Genomic DNA, 20,609 nt, shown 5'->3' with positions numbered 1-20,609 from the left:
ACGCCTCACCGCACGCGACCTCGCCCTCCCCGTCGCCCTCTACGACATGGACACCTACTACCAGACCGTCCGGTCCAAGTGGTTCGGTACGGGGAACTACGCCGAGGAGCAGCGGTAACGGTTCTCCCGCCCCACGGGAGAAGGGAGCCCCAGGCGCCGCCACCCCTGGGCCGGCCCGCCGGGGCTCCCACCTTTCGGCGTGCCGCCGGGGCCACCGGCGGGGGCGCCGTCGGCGGCCGGCAGGCGGCTAGCCGCCCAGCGCCATGCGGCGCACATGCTCGCCCAGAGCGAGCGAGGCGGTCAGGCCGGGGGATTCGATGCCGAACAGGTTGACCAGCCCCGGCCTGCCATGCGTGTCCGGGCCCTGCACGACGAAGTCCTGCGCCGCGACACCGGGTCCGACGATCTTCGGCCGGATGCCCGAATAGCCGGGCTGCAGGGCACCATCCGGCAGCTCCGGCCAATAGCGGCGGATGGCGGCGTAGAAGCCCTCGCCCCGGTGCGGATCGACCTCGTAGGCGATCTGCTCCACCCATTCGACATCCGGACCGAACCGCGCCTGGCCGCCCAGGTCGATGGTCAGGTGGGTGCCGAGCCCGCCCGGCACCGGCACCGGATAGATCAGCCGGGTGAAGGGGGAGCGGCCGGTGAGGGTGAAGTAGTTCCCCTTGGCGTAGAAGGTGGGCGGGACATGCTCCGCCGGCATGCCGGCCAGGCTGCCGGCCAGGCGCGGCGCGTGCAGCCCGGCGGCGTTGATCAGCAGGCGGCAGCGAAGCTCCATCGGCTCGGCGCCGCCGACGCTGAGCTCGGCACCGCCCTCCGGCAGGAGCCGCCCGCCGGTGACGGGGCTGTGGAAGACGAAGACCGTGCCTGCATTCTCGGCATCGCCCTGCAGGGCCAGCATGTAGGCGTGGCTGTCGATGATGCCGGTCGAGGGTGAGTTCAGCGCCGCGACGCAGGAGATGGCGGGCTCCAGGGCGCGCGCCTCGGCCGCGTCCAGCAGCGCGAGGTCGGGCACGCCGTTGGCGGCGGCCCGCGCCTGGATCGAGGCAAGCTTGCCCTGCTCCTCCTCGTTGGTGGCGACGATCAGCTTGCCGCAGTTGCGGTGCGGCACGCCGCGCTCGGCGCAGTAGGCGTAGAGCATCCGCTTCCCCGCCACGCAGAAGCGCGCCATCAGGCTGTCCTTGGGGTAATAGATGCCGGCGTGGATCACCTCGCTGTTGCGCGAGGAGGTCGCCGTGCCGATTCCTTCCGCGGCCTCCAGCACCAGCACCTCACGCCCGGCCAGCGCCAGCTCGCGCGCCACGGCCAGGCCCACCACTCCGGCGCCGACGACGACGCAGTCAACTTCTTCCAAGACCTCTCTCCTCCCGTCTTCGGCGGGGAGGATCTCTCTAGCGCGCCCGGGTGGCGGCGTCGCCTCCCGGTTGCGGTTTCCGGCGGCGGGCGCGATCAAAATCGAGACTCCCCCCGCGGGAACCGCGGCCGCCGCCGATGGGGCTTGACGCCATGCCCGCGCCGCCGCACCCACAGCCGCCATGGCAGCCCCCCCGATCCTTCTCCTCCAGGACATCCGCCTCGGCTTCGGCACCACGCCGCTGCTGAGCGGCGCGACGCTCTCCGTCTCCCCGGGGGAGCGGCTGGCGCTGATCGGCCGCAACGGCTCCGGCAAGTCCACCCTGCTGAAGATCGCCGCCGGCCTGGCCCAGGCCGATGCCGGCACACGCTTCGTCCAGCCGGGCGCGACGCTGCGCTATCTGGAGCAGGAGCCCGACCTCTCGGCCTTCCCGAGCGTGCTGGCCTATGTCGAGGCCGGGCTGGCGCCGGGGGACGATCCCTACCGGGCGCATTATCTCCTGGAGCAGCTCGGCCTCTCGGGGGAGGAGCCTCCGGCCAGCCTCTCGGGCGGCGAGGCGCGCCGCGCCGCGCTGGCCCGCGCCCTGGCGCCCAGCCCTGACATCCTGCTGCTCGACGAGCCGACCAATCACCTCGACCTGCCGGCCATCGAGTGGCTGGAGAGCGAGATCGGCGCGATGCGCTCGGCGCTGGTGCTGATCAGCCACGACCGCCGCTTCCTGGGGAGCATGACGCGCGAGATGGTCTGGCTGGATCGGGGCCTCACCCGGCGCCTGGCGCGCGGCTTCGCGCATTTCGAGGAATGGCGCGACGAGGTGCTGGCTCAGGAGGAGCTGGAGGCACACAAGCTCGACCGGCAGATCGCGCGGGAGGAGGACTGGATGCGCTACGGCGTCACCGCCCGGCGCAAGCGGAACATGCGCCGCGTCGGTGAGCTGGCGGCGCTCCGCCAGCAGCGGCGGGAGCGGCGCGCCGCCCAGGGCGGGGTCAGGATGGCGGCGGCCGAGGGCGAGGGCTCCGGCACGCAGGTCGTCTCGGCCGAGGGGCTCGGCAAGAGCTTCGGCGGGCGCGTGGTGGTGCGGGACTTCTCGGCCCGCATCCTGCGGGGCGACCGCGTCGGCATCGTCGGGCCGAACGGGGCGGGCAAGACGACGCTGCTCTCCATGCTGACCGGAACGCTGGCGCCGGACGAGGGGGTGGTGCGGCTTGGCACCAACCTGGAGATGGTGACGCTGGACCAGCGCCGCGCCGCGCTCGACCCGCAGGCCACCGTCGCCGGCAGCCTGACCGGCGGCCGTGGCGACCAGGTCTGGATCGGCGGCCAGCCGCGCCACGTCATCGGCTACATGAAGGACTTCCTGTTCCTGCCCGAGCAGGCGCGCACGCCGGTCGCGGCCCTCTCGGGCGGCGAGCGCGGCCGGCTGCTGCTGGCCCGCGCCTTCGCCACCCCCTCCAACCTGCTGGTGCTGGACGAGCCGACCAACGACCTCGACCTCGAGACGCTGGACCTGTTGCAGGAGCAGATCGCCGATTACGCGGGCACGGTGCTGGTGGTCAGCCACGACCGCGACTTCCTCGACCGTGTCTGCACGAATGTCATCGCCTGGGAGGGGGAGGGGCGCTGGCAGGACTATCCCGGCGGCTATTCCGACATGGTGGCGCAGCGCGGGCATGGCGTGCGGGCGCGGGCCGGGGCGGCCAGCCCCGCGCCGGCCGCGCCGAAGCCCGGCGGCGGCCCGGCGGCGGGGCCGGCGAGAAGGAAGCTCTCCTTCAAGGACCAGCATGAGCTGGAGACGCTGCCGGCGCGGATGCACAAGCTGGAGGCCGAGGCGGCGAAGCTGAGGGAGATCCTGGCCGATCCCGGTCTCTATGCGCGCGACCGGGCCCGCTTCGACAAGGCGACCGAGCTGTTGGGGAAGTCCGAGGCGGCGCTCGCGGAAGCCGAGGAACGCTGGCTCGAGCTCGAGATGCTGCGCGAGGAACTGGGCGGATAGGGCGCCGCCGCGCGGGCAGGCGGCGTCAGGCCCGCCGCGCCAGCCGCTCGGCCGCGGCGCAAAGCGCCGCCAGCACCTCGGGCTCCGTCGTCGTGTGGTTGCCGTCATTGACCAGGGTGAAGCCCGCCTCCGGCCAGGCCTGGTGTAACTCGAAGGCGGTGACGGCCGGCGTCACCACATCGTAGCGCGCCTGGACGATCTCGGCCGGGATCGCGCGGATCGCCGCCACCCCGCGCAGCAACTGCCCCTCCTGCAGCCAGGCGCCATGGGTGCAGTAGTGGGTGAAGAGGCGGGCGACGGCCAGCGCCCGGTCCGGCTCGGTCAGCCGCGCCACATGGGCCGGATCGGGGCGGAAGGTCTGGGTCCGGGCCGAGAAGCCGCGCAGGGCCAGGGCCGCCGGCAGGTGCACCGCCGGGTCGGGATCGATCAGGCGGCGATGATAGGCGGCGAGGAGATCGCCGCGCTCGGCCTCCGGGACCTGCGCGGCGAACTCCGCCCAGTGGTCCGGGAACAGCGCGCGCACGCCATGGAACCACCACGCCACTTCCGGGCGCCGGGCGGTGAAGATGCCGGAAAGGCGAAGGCCGCGGACCCGCTCCGGATGCGTCTGTGCATAGGCCAGGGCGAGGCAGGACCCCCAGCTGTGGCCGGCCACCGTCCAGGCCTCGAGGCCGAAATGCCGGCGCAGCGCCTCCAGATCCTCCACCAGATGCCAGGTGGTGTTGGCCTCCAGGCTGGCATGGGGTGTGGAGTCGCCGCAGCCGCGCTGGTCGAAGGCGATGATGCGCCAGTGTCCGGGGTCGAGCGAGCGCAGCGCGGCCGGGCTGCTCGCAGCGCCGGGGCCGCCATGCAGGATCACCACCGGCGGGCCGTCCGGGCGCCCATGCTCCCACCAGGCCAGGCTGTGGCCCTGACCGACATCGAGGTGGCCGGAGCGTCGGACGGGGGATTCGGGATGGCCGGGCTGTGTCATGCCGCCAGTGAAGCGTGACGCGGCGCGTCTGGCGAGTGGGGCCGCCCATTCGGGCTGGCCATTGGGGCTGACGGGCCGGTCGCTTCGCGCTAACCGGCGGCAACCACAGAGCCGGAGCCCGCATGGCCAGTACCGAGCAGGACGACGAGGAGGAAGGCCCGCCGGGCCTGCCGCCGGGCACGCCCTTCTACATGACGCCGGCCGGCCACGAGGCGCTGCAGGCCGAGTTGCGCCGGCTCTGGAACGAGGAACGGCCGAAGGTGGTCGAGATCGTCTCCTGGGCGGCCAGCCTGGGCGACCGCAGCGAGAACGCCGACTACCAGTACGGCAAGCGACGGCTGCGCGAGATCGACCGCCGGGTGCGCTTCCTGCGCAAGCGGCTGGAGCGGGTGCAGGTGGTCGATCCGGCGGCGCAGCCCCGGCGCGACCAGGTCTTCTTCGGCGCCACCGTGACCTATGCGCGGCAGGACGACCAGGAGGTGACGATCACCATCGTCGGCATCGACGAGACCGACCTCGACCGCGGGCGCATCTCCTGGGTCTCGCCGGTGGCGCGGGCGCTGCTGCGGGCGCGGGTGGGGGATCTGGTCCGGGTGCGGATGCCCGGCGGCAGCGAGGAGATCGAGGTGGTGGCCATCAGCTACCCGGACCCTGCGGAATAAATCCCGGGCTGCGCCGGCTTGGCCCTGGCGGTGGAGGCGGGGGCGTCGCATGCTCGCACGGGCGGCGGAACCGCGCCGCCGGGAAACGCCGGAACCCCTGACGCCATGTCACAGCCTGTCGCCACACCGCCCTCCTGGACCGGTCTGCGGTTGCGGGGCCGCCTCGGCACGCGCTGGAAGGGCCTGTCGCCGACGCTCCGCGGCATGGTCTGGATGGGCTGTTCCGGCCTGCTCTTCTGCCTGCTGAACGCCATCATGGCCGCGCTCTCGCGTGAGCTGCATGCCTTTCAGACGCAGTTCCTGCGCTATCTCTTCGGCCTGCTCGTCATGCTGCCGCTGGTCTGGCGCACCGGCCTGTCCGGCTATGCCCCGCGCGGCATGGGCGGGCAGCTGTGGCGCGGCGTGGTGCACACGGCGGGGCTGCTGCTCTGGTTCCTGGCGCTGCCCCATATCCCGCTGGCGGACGTCACGGCGCTCGGCTTCACCTCGCCGATCTTCATCATGATCGGCGCGGTGATCTTCCTGGGCGAGAAGGTCGTGCCCTCGCGCTGGATCGCCGCCGCCATCGGCATCCTCGGCGTCGCCATCGTGCTGGGGCCGAAGCTCTCGGGCGGCGGCGGTGGCTGGACGCTGGTGATGCTGGCATCCTCGCCGCTGTTCGCCGCCTCCTTCCTGATCACCAAGGCCCTGACGCGGCGGGACCGGCCGGAGGTGATCGTCCTCTGGCAATGCGTGACGATCTCGGCCTTCACCCTGCCTTTCGCCATCGCCTTCTGGAGCTGGCCGACGCCGACCCAGCTCGCCTGGTTCGCGCTCGGCGGCCTGCTCGGCAGCCTGGGCCACTGGTGCCTGACCGAGGCCTTCCGCCTGGCCGACGTCTCCGCCACGCAGCCGGTGAAGTTCCTCGACCTCGCCTGGGCGGCGCTGCTCGGCCTCGTGGTCTTCGGCGACAGGCCCGGCTGGGCGACGCTGCTCGGCGCGCTGGTGATCTTCTCCGCCGCGACCTGGATGGCGCGGCGGGAGGCGGCGGGGCGGGGCTGAGCCGCCGCCGCCGCCCCTCCCGGCCTCAGTTCGAGGTGATGCCGGCGACCGAGAGGATGGTGGCCAGCGCCGTCGCCACGCCCTTCACGCTCGGCCCCTTCTCGACATCGATCCATTCCTCCAGCGAGTGCTCGCGCCCGCCGCTGCCGCCCGTGCCGAGCGTCACCGCCGGGATGCCCAGGCTGATCGGGATGTTGCTGTCGGTCGAGGAGGCCTCGTGCACCAGGTCGTAGCCCTGGGCGCGGATCACCTCGGCGGCGATGCGGGCGAGGCGGGAGTCGCGGGGCGTCACCCCGGCGGGGCGGTCGCCGATGCGCGTCACCTCCACCTTGATCTCGCCCCTGGCCGTGTCCCGCGCCGCATTCTCATCCGCCGCCGCCTGCGGCAGCAGATCGAGGAAACGGGCCTCCAGCGCCGCCAGCCCGCCGGCCGAGGCCGAGCGCAGATCGACCTCCATCCAGGCTTCCTCGGGGATGGCGTTGATCGAGGTGCCGCCTCCCAGCCTGCCGATGGAATAGGTGGTCCTGGGCGAGGCCGGGACGCGGATGCGCGAAAGCCCGTCCGCCGCGCGCGCCAGGGCGAAGGCCGGGTTGACCAGGCCGAAGGCGCCGAAGGAATGGCCGCCCGGCCCGCGGAAGGTGACGCGGTAGCGCTTGCTGCCCACCGCCGCGTGCACCAGCCGCGCGGGATTGATGCCGTCCATGGCGATGAAGCCGGCCACCTGCTCGCGCCAGCGGCTGCGGCCGAAGAAGGCCTTCACGCCGCGCAGGTCGCCCGCGCCCTCCTCGCCGACCGAGGCGAGGAGCAGCAGTCCGGCCCGGGTGCGGAGGCCGGCGGCATCCAGGGCGCGCGCCATGGCCAGCAGCACGGCCAGACCACGCGTGTCGTCGCCGACGCCGGGCGCGCGCAGCACCGTGCCCTCGCGCCGCACCGTGACATCGGTGCCGGCGGGAAAGACCGTGTCGAGATGCGAGCAGAGCACGATCACGCCGGCTTCCGGGTCCGTCCCGGGGCGCAGGGCGGTGACATTGCCCTCGTCATCCGTCTCCACCTGCTCCAGCCCCTGGCCCCGCAGAAGCTCGGCATAGGCGGCGGCCCGCCGAGCCTCGCCGAAGGGGGGCGAGGGGATCTCGGTCAGGGCGACGAGCTGCTCGACGAAATGGTCGTGATCCGCCTCCAGGGCGGCGACCAGGCGGGCGAAGCCGGGTGCGGACAGCAGGGAGGCGGCTTCGGCGGCGGCGTCGCCACCCTCGGTGGCGAGCAGATGGCGGCGGAGGGCGGGAGCTTGATCGGTCATGGCGGAGCCTCGGCTGGACGGGGGCCGGAACCTCCGGCGCCGGGGCGCCGGGGTCAAGCCGCCGCGCCCGGGCCACGCCTCAGGTGCCGACCCGAAGCGGGGCGGACAGCTTGCGGAGGCAGGCGATGACGGACAGGGCGGTGATCCGGCCGGTCTTCGGATTCTCGCTCGGGACATTCTCGATGCTCATCGAGAAGCTGGCCGAATCCGCCTCCACCTCGACACGGTGGACGTTGCGGGTCAACGCGGGATCGGCCCAGATCTCCAGCTCCGTCCGGTCCGGCCCGATGCCCGCCAGGGACAGGGCCACGGCGACGTTGAGATTGGCGGGAAAGCCCACCGCCGCCTCGCGCGGGGTGCCCTTGAAGATGCGAAGGGGTTCGCGGATGTCGGAAATCGCGATGCCCTTCTCGATGAGATAGGGTGCGCCTTCCAGCCCGCGCACCGGCTTGCGCGTCACCATCCTCACCGAGCGGATCTCACCCTCCGCCGCGGCGGAGACGGCGTCGAGGCCGATCAGGGCACCCGTCGGCACGATCAGCTGCGCCCCGTTCGCGCGCGCCAGCTCCACCAGCCCTTCATGCGACAACAGCGCGCCGGCGCTCAGGACCACCGCCTTCTTGCCGGCGGAAAGGAAGGGGGAAACGATCTCGGGAAGCAGGGCGCCCGGGGCACATTCGACGACGAGATCGGCCAGCGGCTCGAGTTCCGCGATCGCCAGCACCGGCACGGGGTTGCGCAGGCGGTTCATGCGGCGGGAGGCTGCCGCCCGGTCATGCGCGGAAACGGCGGTCAGCTCGCAGCCCGGCAGCCCCTCGTCAAGCGCCTGGGCGATGCGCATTCCCACGGCGCCGAAGCCGGCGATGGCGATACGAAGGGGGGGGCGGCGAAGCGGGGTCATGGCGTTCATCGGCAACCTCATGTGGCGCGGCAGAAAAGCCCGGACGACACGAGGCGGCAAAGCCTTTCTGGATTCGGCCCAGGCTCCGGTGCTTCGGCGAGGAGCGGATTCAGGACGCGAGGAGGCCCGGAAGGCCTCCTCGCGGCGAGGCTGGCGCCTGGGGCGGTTTGGGGGAACCGCCAGCGCCAACCGGGCTGGCCGCCACAAAGGGGGGGGAGGCGGCCGGCGCGGGGGGACTTACGGGGTGCCGCGACAATTGCCAAAGGCCAAATAATGGCGCGGTCATGAATCACGCGAACGTGAAAAAGGCCGGAACATGTCCCGGCCTTCCTCGTCTGCGCGCCGGTCAGGCGCTGTCCTAGCCGGCGGCCTCCGGGGCGTGCTCGTTCTCGCCATCGCCATCCGGCCGCGGAAGAGCCGGGACCGAGGCCTCAATGAACTCGAAGGTCAGGGCATCGTCCTTCTTGCCCACCTTGACCGCGCCACCCTTGGCCAGCTTGCCGAAGAGCAACTCCTCGGCCAGCGGCTTCTTGATGTACTCCTGGATGACACGCGCCAGCGGGCGGGCGCCATACAGACGGTCGTAGCCCTTCTCCGCCAACCACTCCTTGGCGGCGGAGGACAGCTCGATGGTCACGTTGCGATCCGCGAGCTGGGCCTCCAGCTGCATCACGAACTTCTCCACCACGCTGCCGACGATCTCCGGCGTCAGGTTGCCGAAGGGCACCACGGCGTCGAGGCGGTTGCGAAACTCGGGGGTGAAGAGGCGCTTCACCGCCTCCTCGTCCTCACCCTTTCGCTCCTCCCGGCCGAAGCCGATGCCGGCCTTGGCCATGTCCGCCGCGCCCGCATTGGTCGTCATGATCAGGATGACGTTGCGGAAATCGACGGTCTTGCCGTTGTGGTCGGTCAGCTTCCCGTGGTCCATCACCTGCAGCAGGATGTTGTAGAGGTCCTGATGGGCCTTCTCGATCTCGTCCAGCAGCAGCACGGCGTGCGGATGCTGGTCGATGCTGTCGGTCAGCAGGCCGCCCTGGTCGAAGCCGACATAGCCCGGCGGCGCGCCGATCAGCCGGCTGATGCTGTGCCGCTCCATGTACTCGGACATGTCGAAGCGGATCAGCTCGATCCCCAGCGTCTTGGCGAGCTGCTTGGCGACTTCCGTCTTGCCGACGCCGGTGGGGCCGGAGAAGAGGTAGTTGCCGATCGGCTTCTCGGCATCCCGCAGCCCGGCGCGGGACAGCTTGATCGCGGCCGAGAGGGCCTCGATCGCGTTGTCCTGGCCGAAGACCATCGACTTCAGGTCGCGCTCCAGGTTGCGGAGGGTTTCCTTGTCGTCCGAGGAGACGCTCTTGGGCGGAATACGGGCGATCTTGGCGACGATATCCTCGACATCCTTCAGGGTGACGGTCTTCTTCCGCTTCCCCTCGGGCTGCAGCATGCGCGAGGCGCCGACCTCGTCGATGACGTCGATCGCCTTGTCGGGCAGCTTGCGGTCATGGATGTACTTGGCGGAAAGCTCCACCGCCGCGCGGATCGCCTCGGGCGTGTACTTGACCTTGTGGTGCTTCTCGTAGTTGGTCTTGAGGCCGGTCAGGATCTTCACCGCGTCCTCGACCGTCGGCTCATTGACGTCGATCTTTTGGAAGCGGCGGACCAGGGCGCGGTCCTTCTCGAAGTAGGTCCGGTATTCCTTGTAGGTGGTCGATCCGACACAGCGCAGCGTGCCCTGGGCCAGGGCCGGCTTCAGCAGGTTCGAGGCATCCATCGCCCCGCCCGAGGTGGCGCCGGCGCCGATCACGGTGTGGATCTCGTCGATGAACAGGATCGAGCCTGGCTGCTGCTCCAGCTCGTTCACCACCGCCTTCAGCCGCTCCTCGAAGTCGCCGCGGTAGCGCGTGCCGGCGAGCAGGGAGCCCATGTCGAGGGCGTAGATGGTCGACTTCAGCAGCACCTCGGGCACCTCGCCCTCGATGATCCGCTTGGCCAGCCCCTCGGCGATGGCGGTCTTGCCGACGCCCGGATCACCCACATAGAGCGGGTTGTTCTTGGTGCGGCGGCAGAGGATCTGGATGGTACGCTCGATCTCGTGGTCGCGCCCGATCAGCGGGTCGATCTTGCCCTGCTGTGCCTTCTTGTTGAGGTTCACGCAGTAGTTCGACAGCGCGTCCTGACCCCGGCGGCCCTGGGGCTTGTCCTCCTTCTCGCCGGGCTCCTCCGGGCTGGAGGGAGGTGTGGCGGGCGTACCCTGAACCGGCCGGCTGGCGCTGCGGCCGGGGGCCTTGGCGATGCCATGGCTGATGAAGTTCACCGCGTCGAGCCGCGTCATGTCCTGCAGCTGCAGGAAGTAGACGGCGTGGCTCTCGCGCTCGCTGAACAGCGCGACGAGGACATTGGCGCCCGTCACCTCGTCGCGTCCCGAGGACTGGACGTGGATGGCGGCCCGCTGCACCACGCGCTGGAAGCCGGCGGTGGGCTTGGGATCGCCCGAGCGCTCGGTCACCAGGCCGGCCAGGTCCTTGTCGAGGAACTCGGTCAGGTCGCGCTTCAGCTTGTCCTGATCGACGCCGCAAGCGCGCAGCACGGTGGCGGCGTCCGTATCGTCGACCAGGGCGAGGAGGAGATGCTCCAGCGTGGCATATTCATGCCGGCGGTCATTGGCGAGCCCGAGGGCCCGATGGAGCGTCTGTTCGAGGTTGCGGGACAGCATGCGGTACGACGCTCCCCTTCAAGAGCACGGCGCAGCCGGGGTGATCGGCCATCGCCGCAGGACAGGAACGGATCGGATGATCCGGATAACCGTAATGTGGTTCCTCACCCTCAAGACGGCGAGGGGTATTCTTAGTTTCAGCAGGTTACACAGAGATGAGCGTGCGATGCATCATTTTCCGCACGATCATTCCTTTTCGATCGTGCACTGCAGGGGGTGCTGATTCTGCCGGGCGAGGTCCATCACCTGGGTGACCTTGGTTTCCGCCACCTCATAGGTATAGACGCCGCAGACGCCCACGCCCCGGCGATGCACATGCAGCATGATGCGGGTTGCCTCCTCCCGGTTCTTCTGGAAGAAGCGCTCGAGCACATGGACGACGAACTCCATCGGCGTGTAGTCGTCGTTGAGCATCAGCACCTTGTACATGGCGGGCTTGCGGGTGCGGGCGCGGGGCTTGACCACGACCCCGGTGGCCGTGCCCTCGCCGCCGCCGTCCTGCCCCGCCCCTCCACTGGCGCCGCGGATGGGGCGTTTGTCCTGATCCATCATAATTCCGCCGAAAGCCCACCCTTGTTCGTCATGCCGGAAACCGATTCTGACTCTGGCTGACGCACGCCGCCAGCGCCATCGCCGTTCCGCAGAGCCTCCCGTTAGCCCGCAGGATATCGGAGCGAAAGGGGCCAGGTGAAGGGCCACGCGGTCCGGCGAGGGAAAACCGGCCATCATCGCGGGACGGACCCATGTCCGGCGCGACGCCAGGAGGCCCGGAACGCCAAGGGCCGGCGACACCTTTGTGCCGCCGGCCCCCTCGTCATCGCCGGTGGAGGAGGCGGCGGTCCAGCCGCGCCTCCCCCGATGGTCTTCTCAGTTGAAGGCGGCCGGACGGCTCAGCTTCTCGAAGGCCAGCGTCATGCGGGCGGCGATCGGGGCCGAGGACTGCTCGGCCAGCTTGAAGGCCGCCTCGTTCAGCTTGGTGGTCTCGGCCATCGTCTTCTCCAGCTGCGCCTTGGCGAAGCTGGTCTGCATCTCGGCGGCTTCCTTGATGCTCTTGACCGAGGACAGGGCCTTGGCGTTCTGCACGGCCTGCTCGTTCAGCGCCTGGAAGACGGCAAAGGCCTGCTTGCTGAGGTCCTGGAGGCCGGCCACATAGGTCTGGGTGGCCTTGGTCACCGCCTCGATATTGCCGCGGCTGAACTCCACCACGTCCTCGCTCGCCTTGTAGAAGCCCTCGGCCGAACGCGTCACCTGTTCCATGTTCTTCTCCATTGCCGTGCGGGCCTGCGCCACGCCTTCGTTCACAACATCCGTCGCCAGCTTCGGCGCGGCGGTGGGGTTACGCACCGCCTCCTCCGTCGCCTGCACGGCGGTTTCGGTCAGCTTCTCGGCCGCCGCGACGCCCGCCTGGGCCTTCTCCGTGGTCAGCTTGGTCACCTTGGCTTCACTGGCCATGGGCGCTCTCCTCGAACTCTGGCTCCAGAACCGGGAAGGAGCCGGTGCATCCGGCGGGTCGGCAGGGCCCCGGAGCCGGGGGAACCCTTGTTTACGCCTTTTGTGCAGCGCAACATAAAGCCGATATGGCAACGAGCCGGCGCGCTGTCGAGTCTTATTTTGCAGCGCACAAGAATTCTTTTCCACCTCCGAACGAAGAAAGTCACGGAGCCGTGAAGGTGGCGTTGCGCCAACTGTAAGAAATGTCTCTTAACCTCTTGTTAGAAGCCTGAGTTCCTGTTCAGTTCTCGATGACAGCTCTGCACGCATCCCGTTAGGATGCCTCCACCTCACTGGGGGGTGAGGACTTTTGGGGGATTCTCATGCAACTGACCCGCGCGATGCGGCAGCTGGGGCTGCTTGCCGCTTCGGCGCTCCTCGCCGCCGCGCTTCCTGGCGCCGCTAGGGCGCAGATCGGCAGCGAACGTTACGCCTCCGTGGTCATGGACCCACGGACCGGGACCGTGCTGTTCGGCAGCAACGCCGACGCGCCGCGCCATCCTGCGTCGCTGACCAAGATGATGACGCTCTATCTCGTCTTCGACGCGTTGCGCCGGGGCCAGCTCGACCTCGACCAGCGCCTGATGATGACCGACACGGCGGCGATGCGCCCGCCGTCCAAGCTCGGCCTGCCGCCGGGGCGGACGATCAGCGTCGAGAACGCGATTTATGCGCTGGTCACCAAGTCCGCCAATGACGTCGCCTCGCTGCTGGGCGAGACCCTGGGCGGCGGCAGCGAATCCCGCTTCGCGCAGATGATGACGCTGCGGGCGCGCTCCCTCGGCATGAGCGGTTCCACCTTCCGCAATGCCTCGGGCCTGCCGGACCCGGACCAGATCACCACGGCGCATGACATGGCCACGCTTGGGCGGCGCCTGCAGCAGGATTTTCCTGAGTACTACCATTACTTCGGCACCCGTCAGCATTCGATGGGCAGCATCACCTTGCGCAACCACAACCGCATGCTCGGCGAGTACGAGGGGGTGGACGGCATCAAGACCGGTTACATCACCGCCAGCGGCTTCAACATCGTCAGCAGCGCCAGGCGCCAGAACGCCCGGCTGATCGTCGCCGTGTTCGGAGGCAGTTCCTGGGTGGAGCGGGACCGCCATGCCGCCGCCCTGCTCGACCGCGGCTTCGCGCAGATCGGCGTGGGCGGCTCGGACTACTTCGCCCGCGCGACGCCTTCCACCGGCCTGGCCATGGCCGCCGTCGGTGGCGCCGCGCTGGCGGCCCGTCCAGTCCGGGGGACGGGGCTGGTGGCCCGCGCCGCGGCCGCCACGCCTGCGCGGCGGACCGTGACGGCCCGGCCGGCACCGGCCCCGCAGGCCGCCCGCAAGGCGGCCGCCCGCCCGGCCCGTCCCGTCCTGGCCAGTGCCCGGCCGGCGGCGAAGGTGGCCCAGGCGCGAAGGAACCGTACGGTGGTGGAGCAGGGCGATGGCGGCGGCCGTGTCCGGGCCGCGCCTGCGCGCCGCAACCCGGCGAGGCCGGCGCGCCCGTCGCGCTGAGTCCTGTCACACTTCATCACCGCGGACCGGCGCCGCGGCAACGCGCCCGTTACATGGACTTCCCAACTTTCCCGTCATGGCCGCACGACGTGGCCGAGCCGGGAAAGGACCAAGATGAAAACCATGCATGCGCTGGCCCTGTTTGGCTTCTCGTTGATCATGGCCGCGCCGGCTCTGGCGCAGCCGCAGCAGACGGGCCGCCAGGGGATGGCCGGCAGGCTGTTCCAGCAGGCCGATGCCGATCGGAACGGGCGGGTGAGCGAGGCCGAGGCGCTCAACTTTCTCTCGGCCCGCTTCGCCGAGGCCGATGCGAATGGCGACGGTCAGCTGGAGCGGGGGGAGATCGCGGCTTTCATGGCGGCGCACCGTCCCGCCTCCGCGCGCCCCGGTCCGGCGAAGGCCGGTGACAGCCTGCCGAAGCGGGCGGAGGCCATGTTCCGTGCCGCCGACGCGGATCGCGACGGTCGGCTCAGCCTCGCGGAGGTCCGTCCCGTGACGCTCGCCCTGTTCCGGGCGGCCGATGCGAATGGGGATGGTCAGCTGGAGCAGGGCGAGTTGCAGGGTCCCCGCCGCGGCGAGGGGCCCCAGCGCGACCGATAGCTCCGGCAGCGCGGATGCGCGGTTCCTGACACTCGATGCCGGGCGGTCCCGCGAACCGCCTGGAACGGAGGTGGGGCGCCGGCGGCTGTCCGCCGCCGGCGAGCCGTCTCAGACGAGGTCGTCCGAGCGGCCTTCCCCATAGCCAAAGGCGATGAAGTGCTGCGTCGCCGCGGCCAGGTCGGTGCCGAAGGCAGCCTGGAGATCGGCATACTTGGAGAGATAGGCGGCGGCATCGAAGGTGTCCGGCGCCCGGCCCTCGGCGATGCCGTTGCTGGCATAATGGGCCCGGCCCGCCGCCGCATCGGCTCCCAGCACGGTGATCAGGTCGCCATAGGAGGCGATGTACTCCAGCCAGTTGAAGGTCGTGGCGCGACCCTCGCCGGCACCGAACTGGATGTAGTGGACGGCGCCGTTCTCGGCGTTCGGGCCGACCGCGTTCAGGACATCGGCATTGGCAGCGAGGTAGGAGAGGCCGTCGAAGCTGACGGTGCGGCCCTCGGCATGTCCGGCCGACACGAAGTGATAGACGCCGGCGTCCCGGTTGGTGCCCAGGGCGGCGATCAGGTCGCCATAGGAGGCGATGTAGGAGAAGGGCTGGAAGCTGGCCGTCGGCCGGCCCTCGGCGAAGCCGAACTCGCCATAGTGCCATGCGGCCAGGGCGGAAACGCCTTCGCCGACGGTCAGGACATCGGGGTTCGAGGCCAGGTAGAGCTGCGGCTGGAAGTCCGGCAGGGTTCCCAGCGCCACCGCCTGGTCGGCGAAGTTCAGCTGCTCGACGCCGACCAGCCGGTCGAGATCACCGGTGATGGCGTTCTCGACGGTGACCACGCCGCCCGTGACCGTGATGGTGTAGAAGAGGCGGACGTCGGCATAGCCGGCGGTGTCGAATCCGGGGCCGCCATCGATGAAGTTGGCACCGCCGAGACCGATCAGATAGTCGTTTCCGTTGTCACCATAGATATAGTCGGCACCCGCGCCGCCGCGGAGTTCCTCGCTGGCGGGCGTGCCAATGATGTTCTGGATCGGTTCGATGTAATTTCTGGCCATGGCGTTCCCGGGGGCTGTGACTGCCCACAGCATGACCAAAGCCATCTACTGTCGCAAGAGAAACGCCAAAAATTGAGAGTCGGGCCGCGAAAATGGCCTTGATGCGGGATATTCACACGATTCTGGAAGGCTTCGATGGTGGGTGCGACAGGGATTGAACCTGTGACCCCCGCCGTGTGAAGGCGATGCTCTACCGCTGAGCTACGCACCCATCGAAGTGGGGCGGGAAATACTGGCGGGCGCGGGGGCTGTCAAGCAGGCCTTCCGGGCCCCCCTTCACACGCCGCGTCCCGGCATCATCTCTTCTTCATGCGTCTTGCCATCGCCGCCGCATTGCCGCTGCTTCTCACGCTCCCGGCGCGGGCGGAACCGTTGCGGGCTGTCTATGGCGTGCAGGCGGCCGGCATGCAGGTGATGCGAGTCGAGGTGATTTTCGCCCTCGATGATCCCGCCCGCTACCGGATCGAGAGCCGGCTCAGCCTGACCGGCGTGGCGGGTTGGCTGAGCCAGGGCCGGCAGTCCAATCGCGTGGAGGGCGTCTGGGCGGGGGACCAGGCCTGGCCGATCCGCTTCACCGGCGACGGCTTCTGGCGCGGTGAGGCCCGGCGGGTGGAGATCGGCTATCGCGAAGGCCATCCGGCCCTGCTGCGGCTGTCGCCGGCGGAGGAGCCCGATCGGGAGAGCGTGCCGCCGGGGCTGCGGCACAACACCGTCGATTCCCTGACGGCTCTGGCGCAGCTGACCCGCAACCTGGCGCGGACCGGTCGTTGCGAGGGCCAGGTGGCGATCTTCGACGGCCGCCGCCGGGCCGATCTCGCCGCCCGGACCCTGGGTCGCGACCGGCTGGCGCCCTGGGGCGGGGCCTGGAGCGGCGAAGCGGTGCGCTGTGGCTTCACCGGACGGCAGATCGCCGGCTTCCGCCACGAGGATGGACAGGAGGCGCGCGAGCCACAGGAGGGGCTCGCCTGGATGGCCAGCCCCTGGCCCGGCGCGCCGATCGTGCCGGTGCGGGTCGAGATGCCGGGCCGCTGGCTGGGCCGGCTGACCGGCTATCTCCTGGAGGCGGCGCCGCTGGCCGGCTCAGCCGGGCAATAGGCGGCCCAGCGCCGCCGGCAGATCCTCGGGCGCCGGCACCACGGCGGCCCCGTCCGCCATCTCCGGGAGGCCGTAGCCCCAGGCGCAGAACAGGACGGGCAGGCCGGCGCCCCGGCCGGAGGCGACGTCATTGTGGTGATCGCCCACCATCACCGCGCGGTCCCTCCGCCCGCCGGCTGCCTCGAGGGTGGCCAGCACATGCGCCGGGTCCGGCTTGCGCACCGGGAAGCTGTCGCCGCCGCCGAGCGCGGCGAAGCGGTCCGTGAGGCCGAGCGCCTCGAGCAGGAGCCGCGCCGCCTTCTCCGGCTTGTTGGTGCAGACCGCCATGGTCCAGCCTTCCGCCGCCAGCCGCTCAAGCGCCTCGGGGATGCCGGGGAAGGGGCGGGTCCGCTCGCTGGCGCGGGCCTCGTAATCGGCCAGGAAGGCGGCCTCGGCGTCGGGCTCGGCGGGCAGGCCGCGGGCGGTGAAGGCGCGCTCCAGTGTCACCCGCAGGCCGTCGCCGATGAAGCGCCGCATGGCCTCGGCCGGGAAGGGCGCGAGGCCACGCGCCTGCATCAGCCGGTTCAGGCTGCCCTGGATGTCGGGCAGGCTGTCCACCAGCGTGCCGTCGAGGTCGAAGATCACGGTGCGTTGCATGACCGGCGCTCTTGCCATGTTTCGCGCGGCAATGCGATGTGACACGGGATCTCCTTGCCCGGAAAGCGGTTTTCCGGGCAGATGCGCGGCATGACCGCTGCCGCCATCCTGCTCGCCGCCGGGCTCGGGACCCGCATGAAGAGCCGCCTTCCCAAGGCGCTGCATCCGATCGCCGGCCGGCCCATGCTCAACCATCTGATCGCCGCCTGCGAGGCGGTGTTCGACCGCATCGTGGTGGTGGTCGGGCCGGAGATGGCGGCGCTGGAGCGTGCCGCCGCGCCGCATGCCACGGTGGTGCAGGCCGAGCGTCTCGGCACCGGCCATGCCGCGTTGCAGGCGGCGCCTCTGCTGGCTGATTTCCCCGGCGATGTCGCCGTGCTCTACGCCGACAATCCGCTGATCACGCCGGAGACGATGCGGCGGCTGCGCGCCGCGCGGGCCGAAGCGGGCCTGACGCTGCTGGCCATGCGCCCGGCCGATCCGGCGCGGTACGGGCGGGTGGTCCAGGACGCGGCGGGCGATGTCGCCCGCATCGTCGAGTATGCCGACGCGACCGAGGCCGAGCGCGGCATCGGCCTCTGCAACGCCGGGGTGCTCTGCGCGCCGGCGGCGGACCTCTTCCGCTGGCTGGGCGGCGTGCGCAACGACAACCGGGCCGGGGAGTACTACCTGCCCGACGTCGTGCCGCTCGCTGTCGCCGAGGGCCGGCGCGTCCGGGCGGTCGAGGCGCCGGAGGCGGAGCTGCGCGGCATCAACAGCCGCGCCGAGCTGGCCACCGCCGAGGCCGAGGTGCAGGGCGCCCTGCGCCGCGCCGCCATGGCCGGCGGCGCCACGCTGATCCAGCCGGAGAGCGTCGTGCTCTGCCATGACACGCGGCTCGGCCAGGACGTCACCATCGGGCCGAACGTGGTCTTCGGCCCCGGCGTGACGGTGGAGGACGGTGTCGAGATCCGCGCCTTCAGCCATCTGGAAGGGTGCGTGGTGCGGCAGGGCGCGGTGGTCGGCCCCTTCGCCCGCCTGCGGCCCGGCAGCGATGTCGGCCAGGGCGCGCATGTCGGCAATTTCGTCGAGCTGAAGAACGCCGTCCTCGGCGAGGGCGCCAAGGCCAACCACCTGGCCTATCTGGGCGATGCCGCGATCGGCGCGGGCAGCAATATCGGCGCCGGGACCATCACCTGCAACTATGACGGCTTCGCCAAGCACCGCACCGAGATCGGGGCGGGCGTCTTCGTCGGCTCCAACACCACGCTGGTGGCGCCGATCCGCCTGGGCGACGGCGCCTTCGCCGCCGCCGGCTCCACCCTGACCCATGACGTGGCGCCCGATGCCATGGCCTTCGGCCGCGCCCGCCCCACCGAGAAAGCCGGCGCCGCCGCCACGTACCGCGCGGCCCGCCGCAAGGAGAAGCGCTGATGTGCGGCATCGTCGGGCTGGTGGGTCGCGAGGCGGCGGCGCCGCGCCTGCTGGAGGCGCTGCGCCGCCTGGAGTACCGCGGCTATGACAGCGCCGGCATCGCCACGCTGGTGGAGGGGCATATCGAGCGGCGCCGCGCCGAGGGCAAGCTCGCCAACCTCGCCGCCGTGCTGGAAGCGCGACCGCTCGGCGGCACCACCGGCATCGGCCACACCCGCTGGGCGACGCATGGCGCGCCGACCGAGCGCAACGCGCATCCGCACGGCACGCCGCTGGTCTCCGTCGTGCACAACGGCATCATCGAGAACTATGCCGAGCTGCGCGCCGAGCTGGAGGCGGAGGGCGTCGGCTTCGAGACCGAGACCGACACCGAGACGGTGGCCAAGCTGCTCGATCATCTGCTGCGCGCCGGCGCCTCGCCGGAGCAGGCGGTCTCCGCCACGCTGAAGCGCATCCGCGGCGCCTTCGGCCTGGCCATGGTCTTCGCCGGGCATCCGCGCCTGCTGATCGCGGCGCGCCAGGGCAGCCCGCTGGCCGTGGGCTATGGCAAGGGCGAGATGTATGTCGGCTCCGACGCCCTGGCCCTGGCGCCGCTGACACGCCGCGTTGCCTATCTGGAGGAGGGCGACTGGGTGGTGCTCTCCGACATGGAGGCCCGCTTCTTCGATGCCGCCGACCGGCCGGTGGAGCGCGCGGTCAGGCTCACCGCCTATTCCGGCGCCGCCGTGGGCAAGGGCAACTACCGGCACTTCATGGAGAAGGAGCTGCATGAGCACCCGGTGGTGCTGGGCGACACGCTGCGCCAGTACATCGACCCCGCCAGCCGCGCCGTCGCCCTGCCGGACCTGCCCTTCGACCCGGTGGCGCTGCCCAAGCTGACCCTCTCGGCCTGCGGATCGGCCTATCTGGCGGCCCAGGTCGGGCGCTACTGGCTGGAGGAGCTGTCGCGCATCCCGGTCGATTCCGACATCGCCAGCGAGTTGCGCTACCGTGATCCGCCGCTGCCGGCGGGGGGCGGGGCGCTGCTGGTCAGCCAGAGCGGCGAGACCGCCGACACCCTGGCGGCCCTGCGCCTGCTCAAGGCGCGCGGCCAGCGCGTGCTCTCGGTGGTCAATGTCGGCGAGAGCAGCATGGCGCGGGAGAGCGACGGCACGGTGCTGACGGTGGCCGGGCCCGAGATCGGCGTCGCCTCCACCAAGGCCTTCACCGCGCAGCTCGCCGTGCTGGCCAGCCTGGCGCTGGGGTTCGGCCGGGCGCGGGGCACGCTGAGCGCCGGGGAGGAGGCCCGGCTGACCGCCGCCCTGCTCGAGGTGCCGGGCCATGCTGCCGCCCTGCTGGAGGATGGCGCGGAGATCCAGGAGCTGGCGCGCGAGGTGGCGCAGGCGCGGGATGTGCTCTTCCTCGGCCGCGGCAGTCTCTATCCGATCGCCATGGAAGGCGCGCTGAAGCTCAAGGAACTCTCCTACATCCATGCCGAGGGCTATGCCGCCGGCGAGATGAAGCACGGCCCCATCGCCCTGATCGACGACAGCGTACCCGTCATCGCCCTCTGCCCCTCCGGCCCGCTGTTCGAGAAGACCGCCTCCAACCTGCAGGAGGCGGCGGCGCGCGGCGGCCGCATCATGGCCTTCACCGACGCCGCCGGCGCGCTCGCCCTGTCGCGCTTCGCCGAGCGGGTGGTGGTCGTGCCGGCGGTCGACCCCTTCGTCGCGCCCATCCTGCACGCCATCCCGGTGCAGTTGCTGGCCTATCATGTCGCGGTGCTCAAGGGGACGGACGTGGACCAGCCGCGCAACCTCGCCAAGGCGGTGACGGTTGAGTAGGGCGGCGGAACGGATATCCCGTCCGCGCGGATGATCCGCGCGGGCAGCGGATCGCGGCGCTT

At 70.8% G+C, this 20,609-nt stretch carries 17 protein-coding genes and 1 tRNA gene; 8 read left to right on the top strand and 10 right to left on the bottom strand.

Annotation, left to right across the window (positions count from 1 at the left end; all coding sequences use genetic code 11):
• Window positions 1–247: 247 nt before the first annotated feature.
• Complete coding sequence (locus tag D9598_RS18000; protein ID WP_198367932.1) at window positions 248–1,357, bottom strand: NAD(P)/FAD-dependent oxidoreductase; 1,110 nt, start codon at window positions 1,355–1,357, stop codon at window positions 248–250.
• A 181-nt stretch (window positions 1,358–1,538) separates the two neighbouring features.
• Between D9598_RS18000 and D9598_RS17995 the strand changes: the two genes are divergently transcribed.
• The gene (locus tag D9598_RS17995; protein WP_198367931.1) at window positions 1,539–3,350 is read left to right on the top strand and encodes an ABC-F family ATP-binding cassette domain-containing protein; all 1,812 of its coding nucleotides are present in this window, start codon (window positions 1,539–1,541) and stop codon (window positions 3,348–3,350) included.
• Between the two features lie 25 nt (window positions 3,351–3,375).
• Here D9598_RS17995 and pip read toward each other — a convergent pair whose 3' ends face one another.
• Window positions 3,376–4,323, bottom strand: a complete 948-nt coding sequence (gene pip / locus D9598_RS17990) for a prolyl aminopeptidase (protein ID WP_198367930.1) — start codon at window positions 4,321–4,323, stop codon at window positions 3,376–3,378.
• Window positions 4,324–4,445: 122 nt separating this feature from the next.
• Between pip and greB the strand changes: the two genes are divergently transcribed.
• Window positions 4,446–4,985 (top strand): transcription elongation factor GreB, encoded by a 540-nt coding sequence (greB, locus tag D9598_RS17985; RefSeq protein WP_198367929.1) that lies wholly within the window; start codon window positions 4,446–4,448, stop codon window positions 4,983–4,985.
• Between the two features lie 105 nt (window positions 4,986–5,090).
• Window positions 5,091–6,026: a DMT family transporter gene (locus D9598_RS17980; protein WP_198367928.1), complete on the top strand. Its 936-nt coding sequence runs from the start codon at window positions 5,091–5,093 to the stop codon at window positions 6,024–6,026.
• Window positions 6,027–6,051: 25 nt separating this feature from the next.
• Here the strand turns inward: D9598_RS17980 and D9598_RS17975 are convergent, their stop codons facing one another.
• The 5 genes from D9598_RS17975 to D9598_RS17955 form a co-directional block, all read right to left on the bottom strand.
• Complete coding sequence (locus D9598_RS17975; protein ID WP_198367927.1) at window positions 6,052–7,323, bottom strand: M20/M25/M40 family metallo-hydrolase; 1,272 nt, start codon at window positions 7,321–7,323, stop codon at window positions 6,052–6,054.
• A 79-nt stretch (window positions 7,324–7,402) separates the two neighbouring features.
• Entirely contained in the window at window positions 7,403–8,233 is an 831-nt protein-coding gene (locus tag D9598_RS17970) for an aspartate dehydrogenase (protein WP_232477409.1), read from the bottom strand.
• A gap of 349 nt (window positions 8,234–8,582) precedes the next feature.
• Window positions 8,583–10,934, bottom strand: coding sequence for an ATP-dependent Clp protease ATP-binding subunit ClpA (gene clpA / locus D9598_RS17965; RefSeq protein ID WP_198367926.1), 2,352 nt, complete (start codon window positions 10,932–10,934; stop codon window positions 8,583–8,585).
• Between the two features lie 186 nt (window positions 10,935–11,120).
• Window positions 11,121–11,486 carry an ATP-dependent Clp protease adapter ClpS gene (gene clpS, locus D9598_RS17960; protein WP_232477408.1) on the bottom strand — a complete coding sequence of 122 codons (366 nt, stop codon included), beginning with the start codon at window positions 11,484–11,486 and terminating at the stop codon, window positions 11,121–11,123.
• A gap of 315 nt (window positions 11,487–11,801) precedes the next feature.
• Window positions 11,802–12,386 carry a phasin family protein gene (locus D9598_RS17955; RefSeq protein WP_198367925.1) on the bottom strand — a complete coding sequence of 195 codons (585 nt, stop codon included), beginning with the start codon at window positions 12,384–12,386 and terminating at the stop codon, window positions 11,802–11,804.
• 362 nt (window positions 12,387–12,748) lie between these two features.
• On the opposite strand from D9598_RS17955, the gene D9598_RS17950 reads away from it, so the two are divergent.
• Together D9598_RS17950 and D9598_RS17945 are read left to right on the top strand one after the other, a co-directional pair.
• On the top strand, window positions 12,749–13,933 hold the full coding sequence (locus D9598_RS17950; protein ID WP_198367924.1) for a D-alanyl-D-alanine carboxypeptidase family protein: 1,185 nt from the start codon (window positions 12,749–12,751) through the stop codon (window positions 13,931–13,933).
• A gap of 114 nt (window positions 13,934–14,047) precedes the next feature.
• Window positions 14,048–14,533 carry an EF-hand domain-containing protein gene (locus tag D9598_RS17945; protein ID WP_198367923.1) on the top strand — a complete coding sequence of 162 codons (486 nt, stop codon included), beginning with the start codon at window positions 14,048–14,050 and terminating at the stop codon, window positions 14,531–14,533.
• A 108-nt stretch (window positions 14,534–14,641) separates the two neighbouring features.
• Here the strand turns inward: D9598_RS17945 and D9598_RS17940 are convergent, their stop codons facing one another.
• A complete protein-coding gene (locus tag D9598_RS17940; protein WP_198367922.1) occupies window positions 14,642–15,580 on the bottom strand; it encodes a hypothetical protein in 939 nt (312 codons plus the stop codon).
• 136 nt (window positions 15,581–15,716) lie between these two features.
• Window positions 15,717–15,791 (bottom strand) — tRNA-Val (locus D9598_RS17935).
• A gap of 98 nt (window positions 15,792–15,889) precedes the next feature.
• On the opposite strand from D9598_RS17935, the gene D9598_RS17930 reads away from it, so the two are divergent.
• Window positions 15,890–16,675 carry a DUF3108 domain-containing protein gene (locus D9598_RS17930; protein ID WP_232477406.1) on the top strand — a complete coding sequence of 262 codons (786 nt, stop codon included), beginning with the start codon at window positions 15,890–15,892 and terminating at the stop codon, window positions 16,673–16,675.
• Here the strand turns inward: D9598_RS17930 and D9598_RS17925 are convergent.
• Window positions 16,661–17,311: an HAD-IA family hydrolase gene (locus D9598_RS17925; protein WP_198367921.1), complete on the bottom strand. Its 651-nt coding sequence runs from the start codon at window positions 17,309–17,311 to the stop codon at window positions 16,661–16,663. The two genes, D9598_RS17930 and D9598_RS17925, sit on opposite strands and share 15 nt — an antisense overlap.
• Before the next feature lie 90 nt (window positions 17,312–17,401).
• Between D9598_RS17925 and glmU the strand changes: the two genes are divergently transcribed.
• Window positions 17,402–18,724 (top strand): bifunctional UDP-N-acetylglucosamine diphosphorylase/glucosamine-1-phosphate N-acetyltransferase GlmU, encoded by a 1,323-nt coding sequence (gene glmU / locus D9598_RS17920; protein ID WP_198367920.1) that lies wholly within the window; start codon window positions 17,402–17,404, stop codon window positions 18,722–18,724.
• Complete coding sequence (glmS, locus tag D9598_RS17915) at window positions 18,724–20,547, top strand: glutamine--fructose-6-phosphate transaminase (isomerizing) (RefSeq protein WP_198367919.1); 1,824 nt, start codon at window positions 18,724–18,726, stop codon at window positions 20,545–20,547. Before glmU ends, glmS begins: the two co-directional genes overlap by 1 nt.
• Window positions 20,548–20,609: the final 62 nt, after the last annotated feature.

Origin of the sequence: Roseomonas sp. KE0001, from assembly GCF_016107285.1 — a bacterium.
Classification (GTDB): Bacteria; Pseudomonadota; Alphaproteobacteria; order Acetobacterales; family Acetobacteraceae; genus Pseudoroseomonas.
The sequence above is the reverse complement of the archived record's forward strand: the minus strand, read 5'-3'. Positions and strand labels throughout refer to the sequence as shown.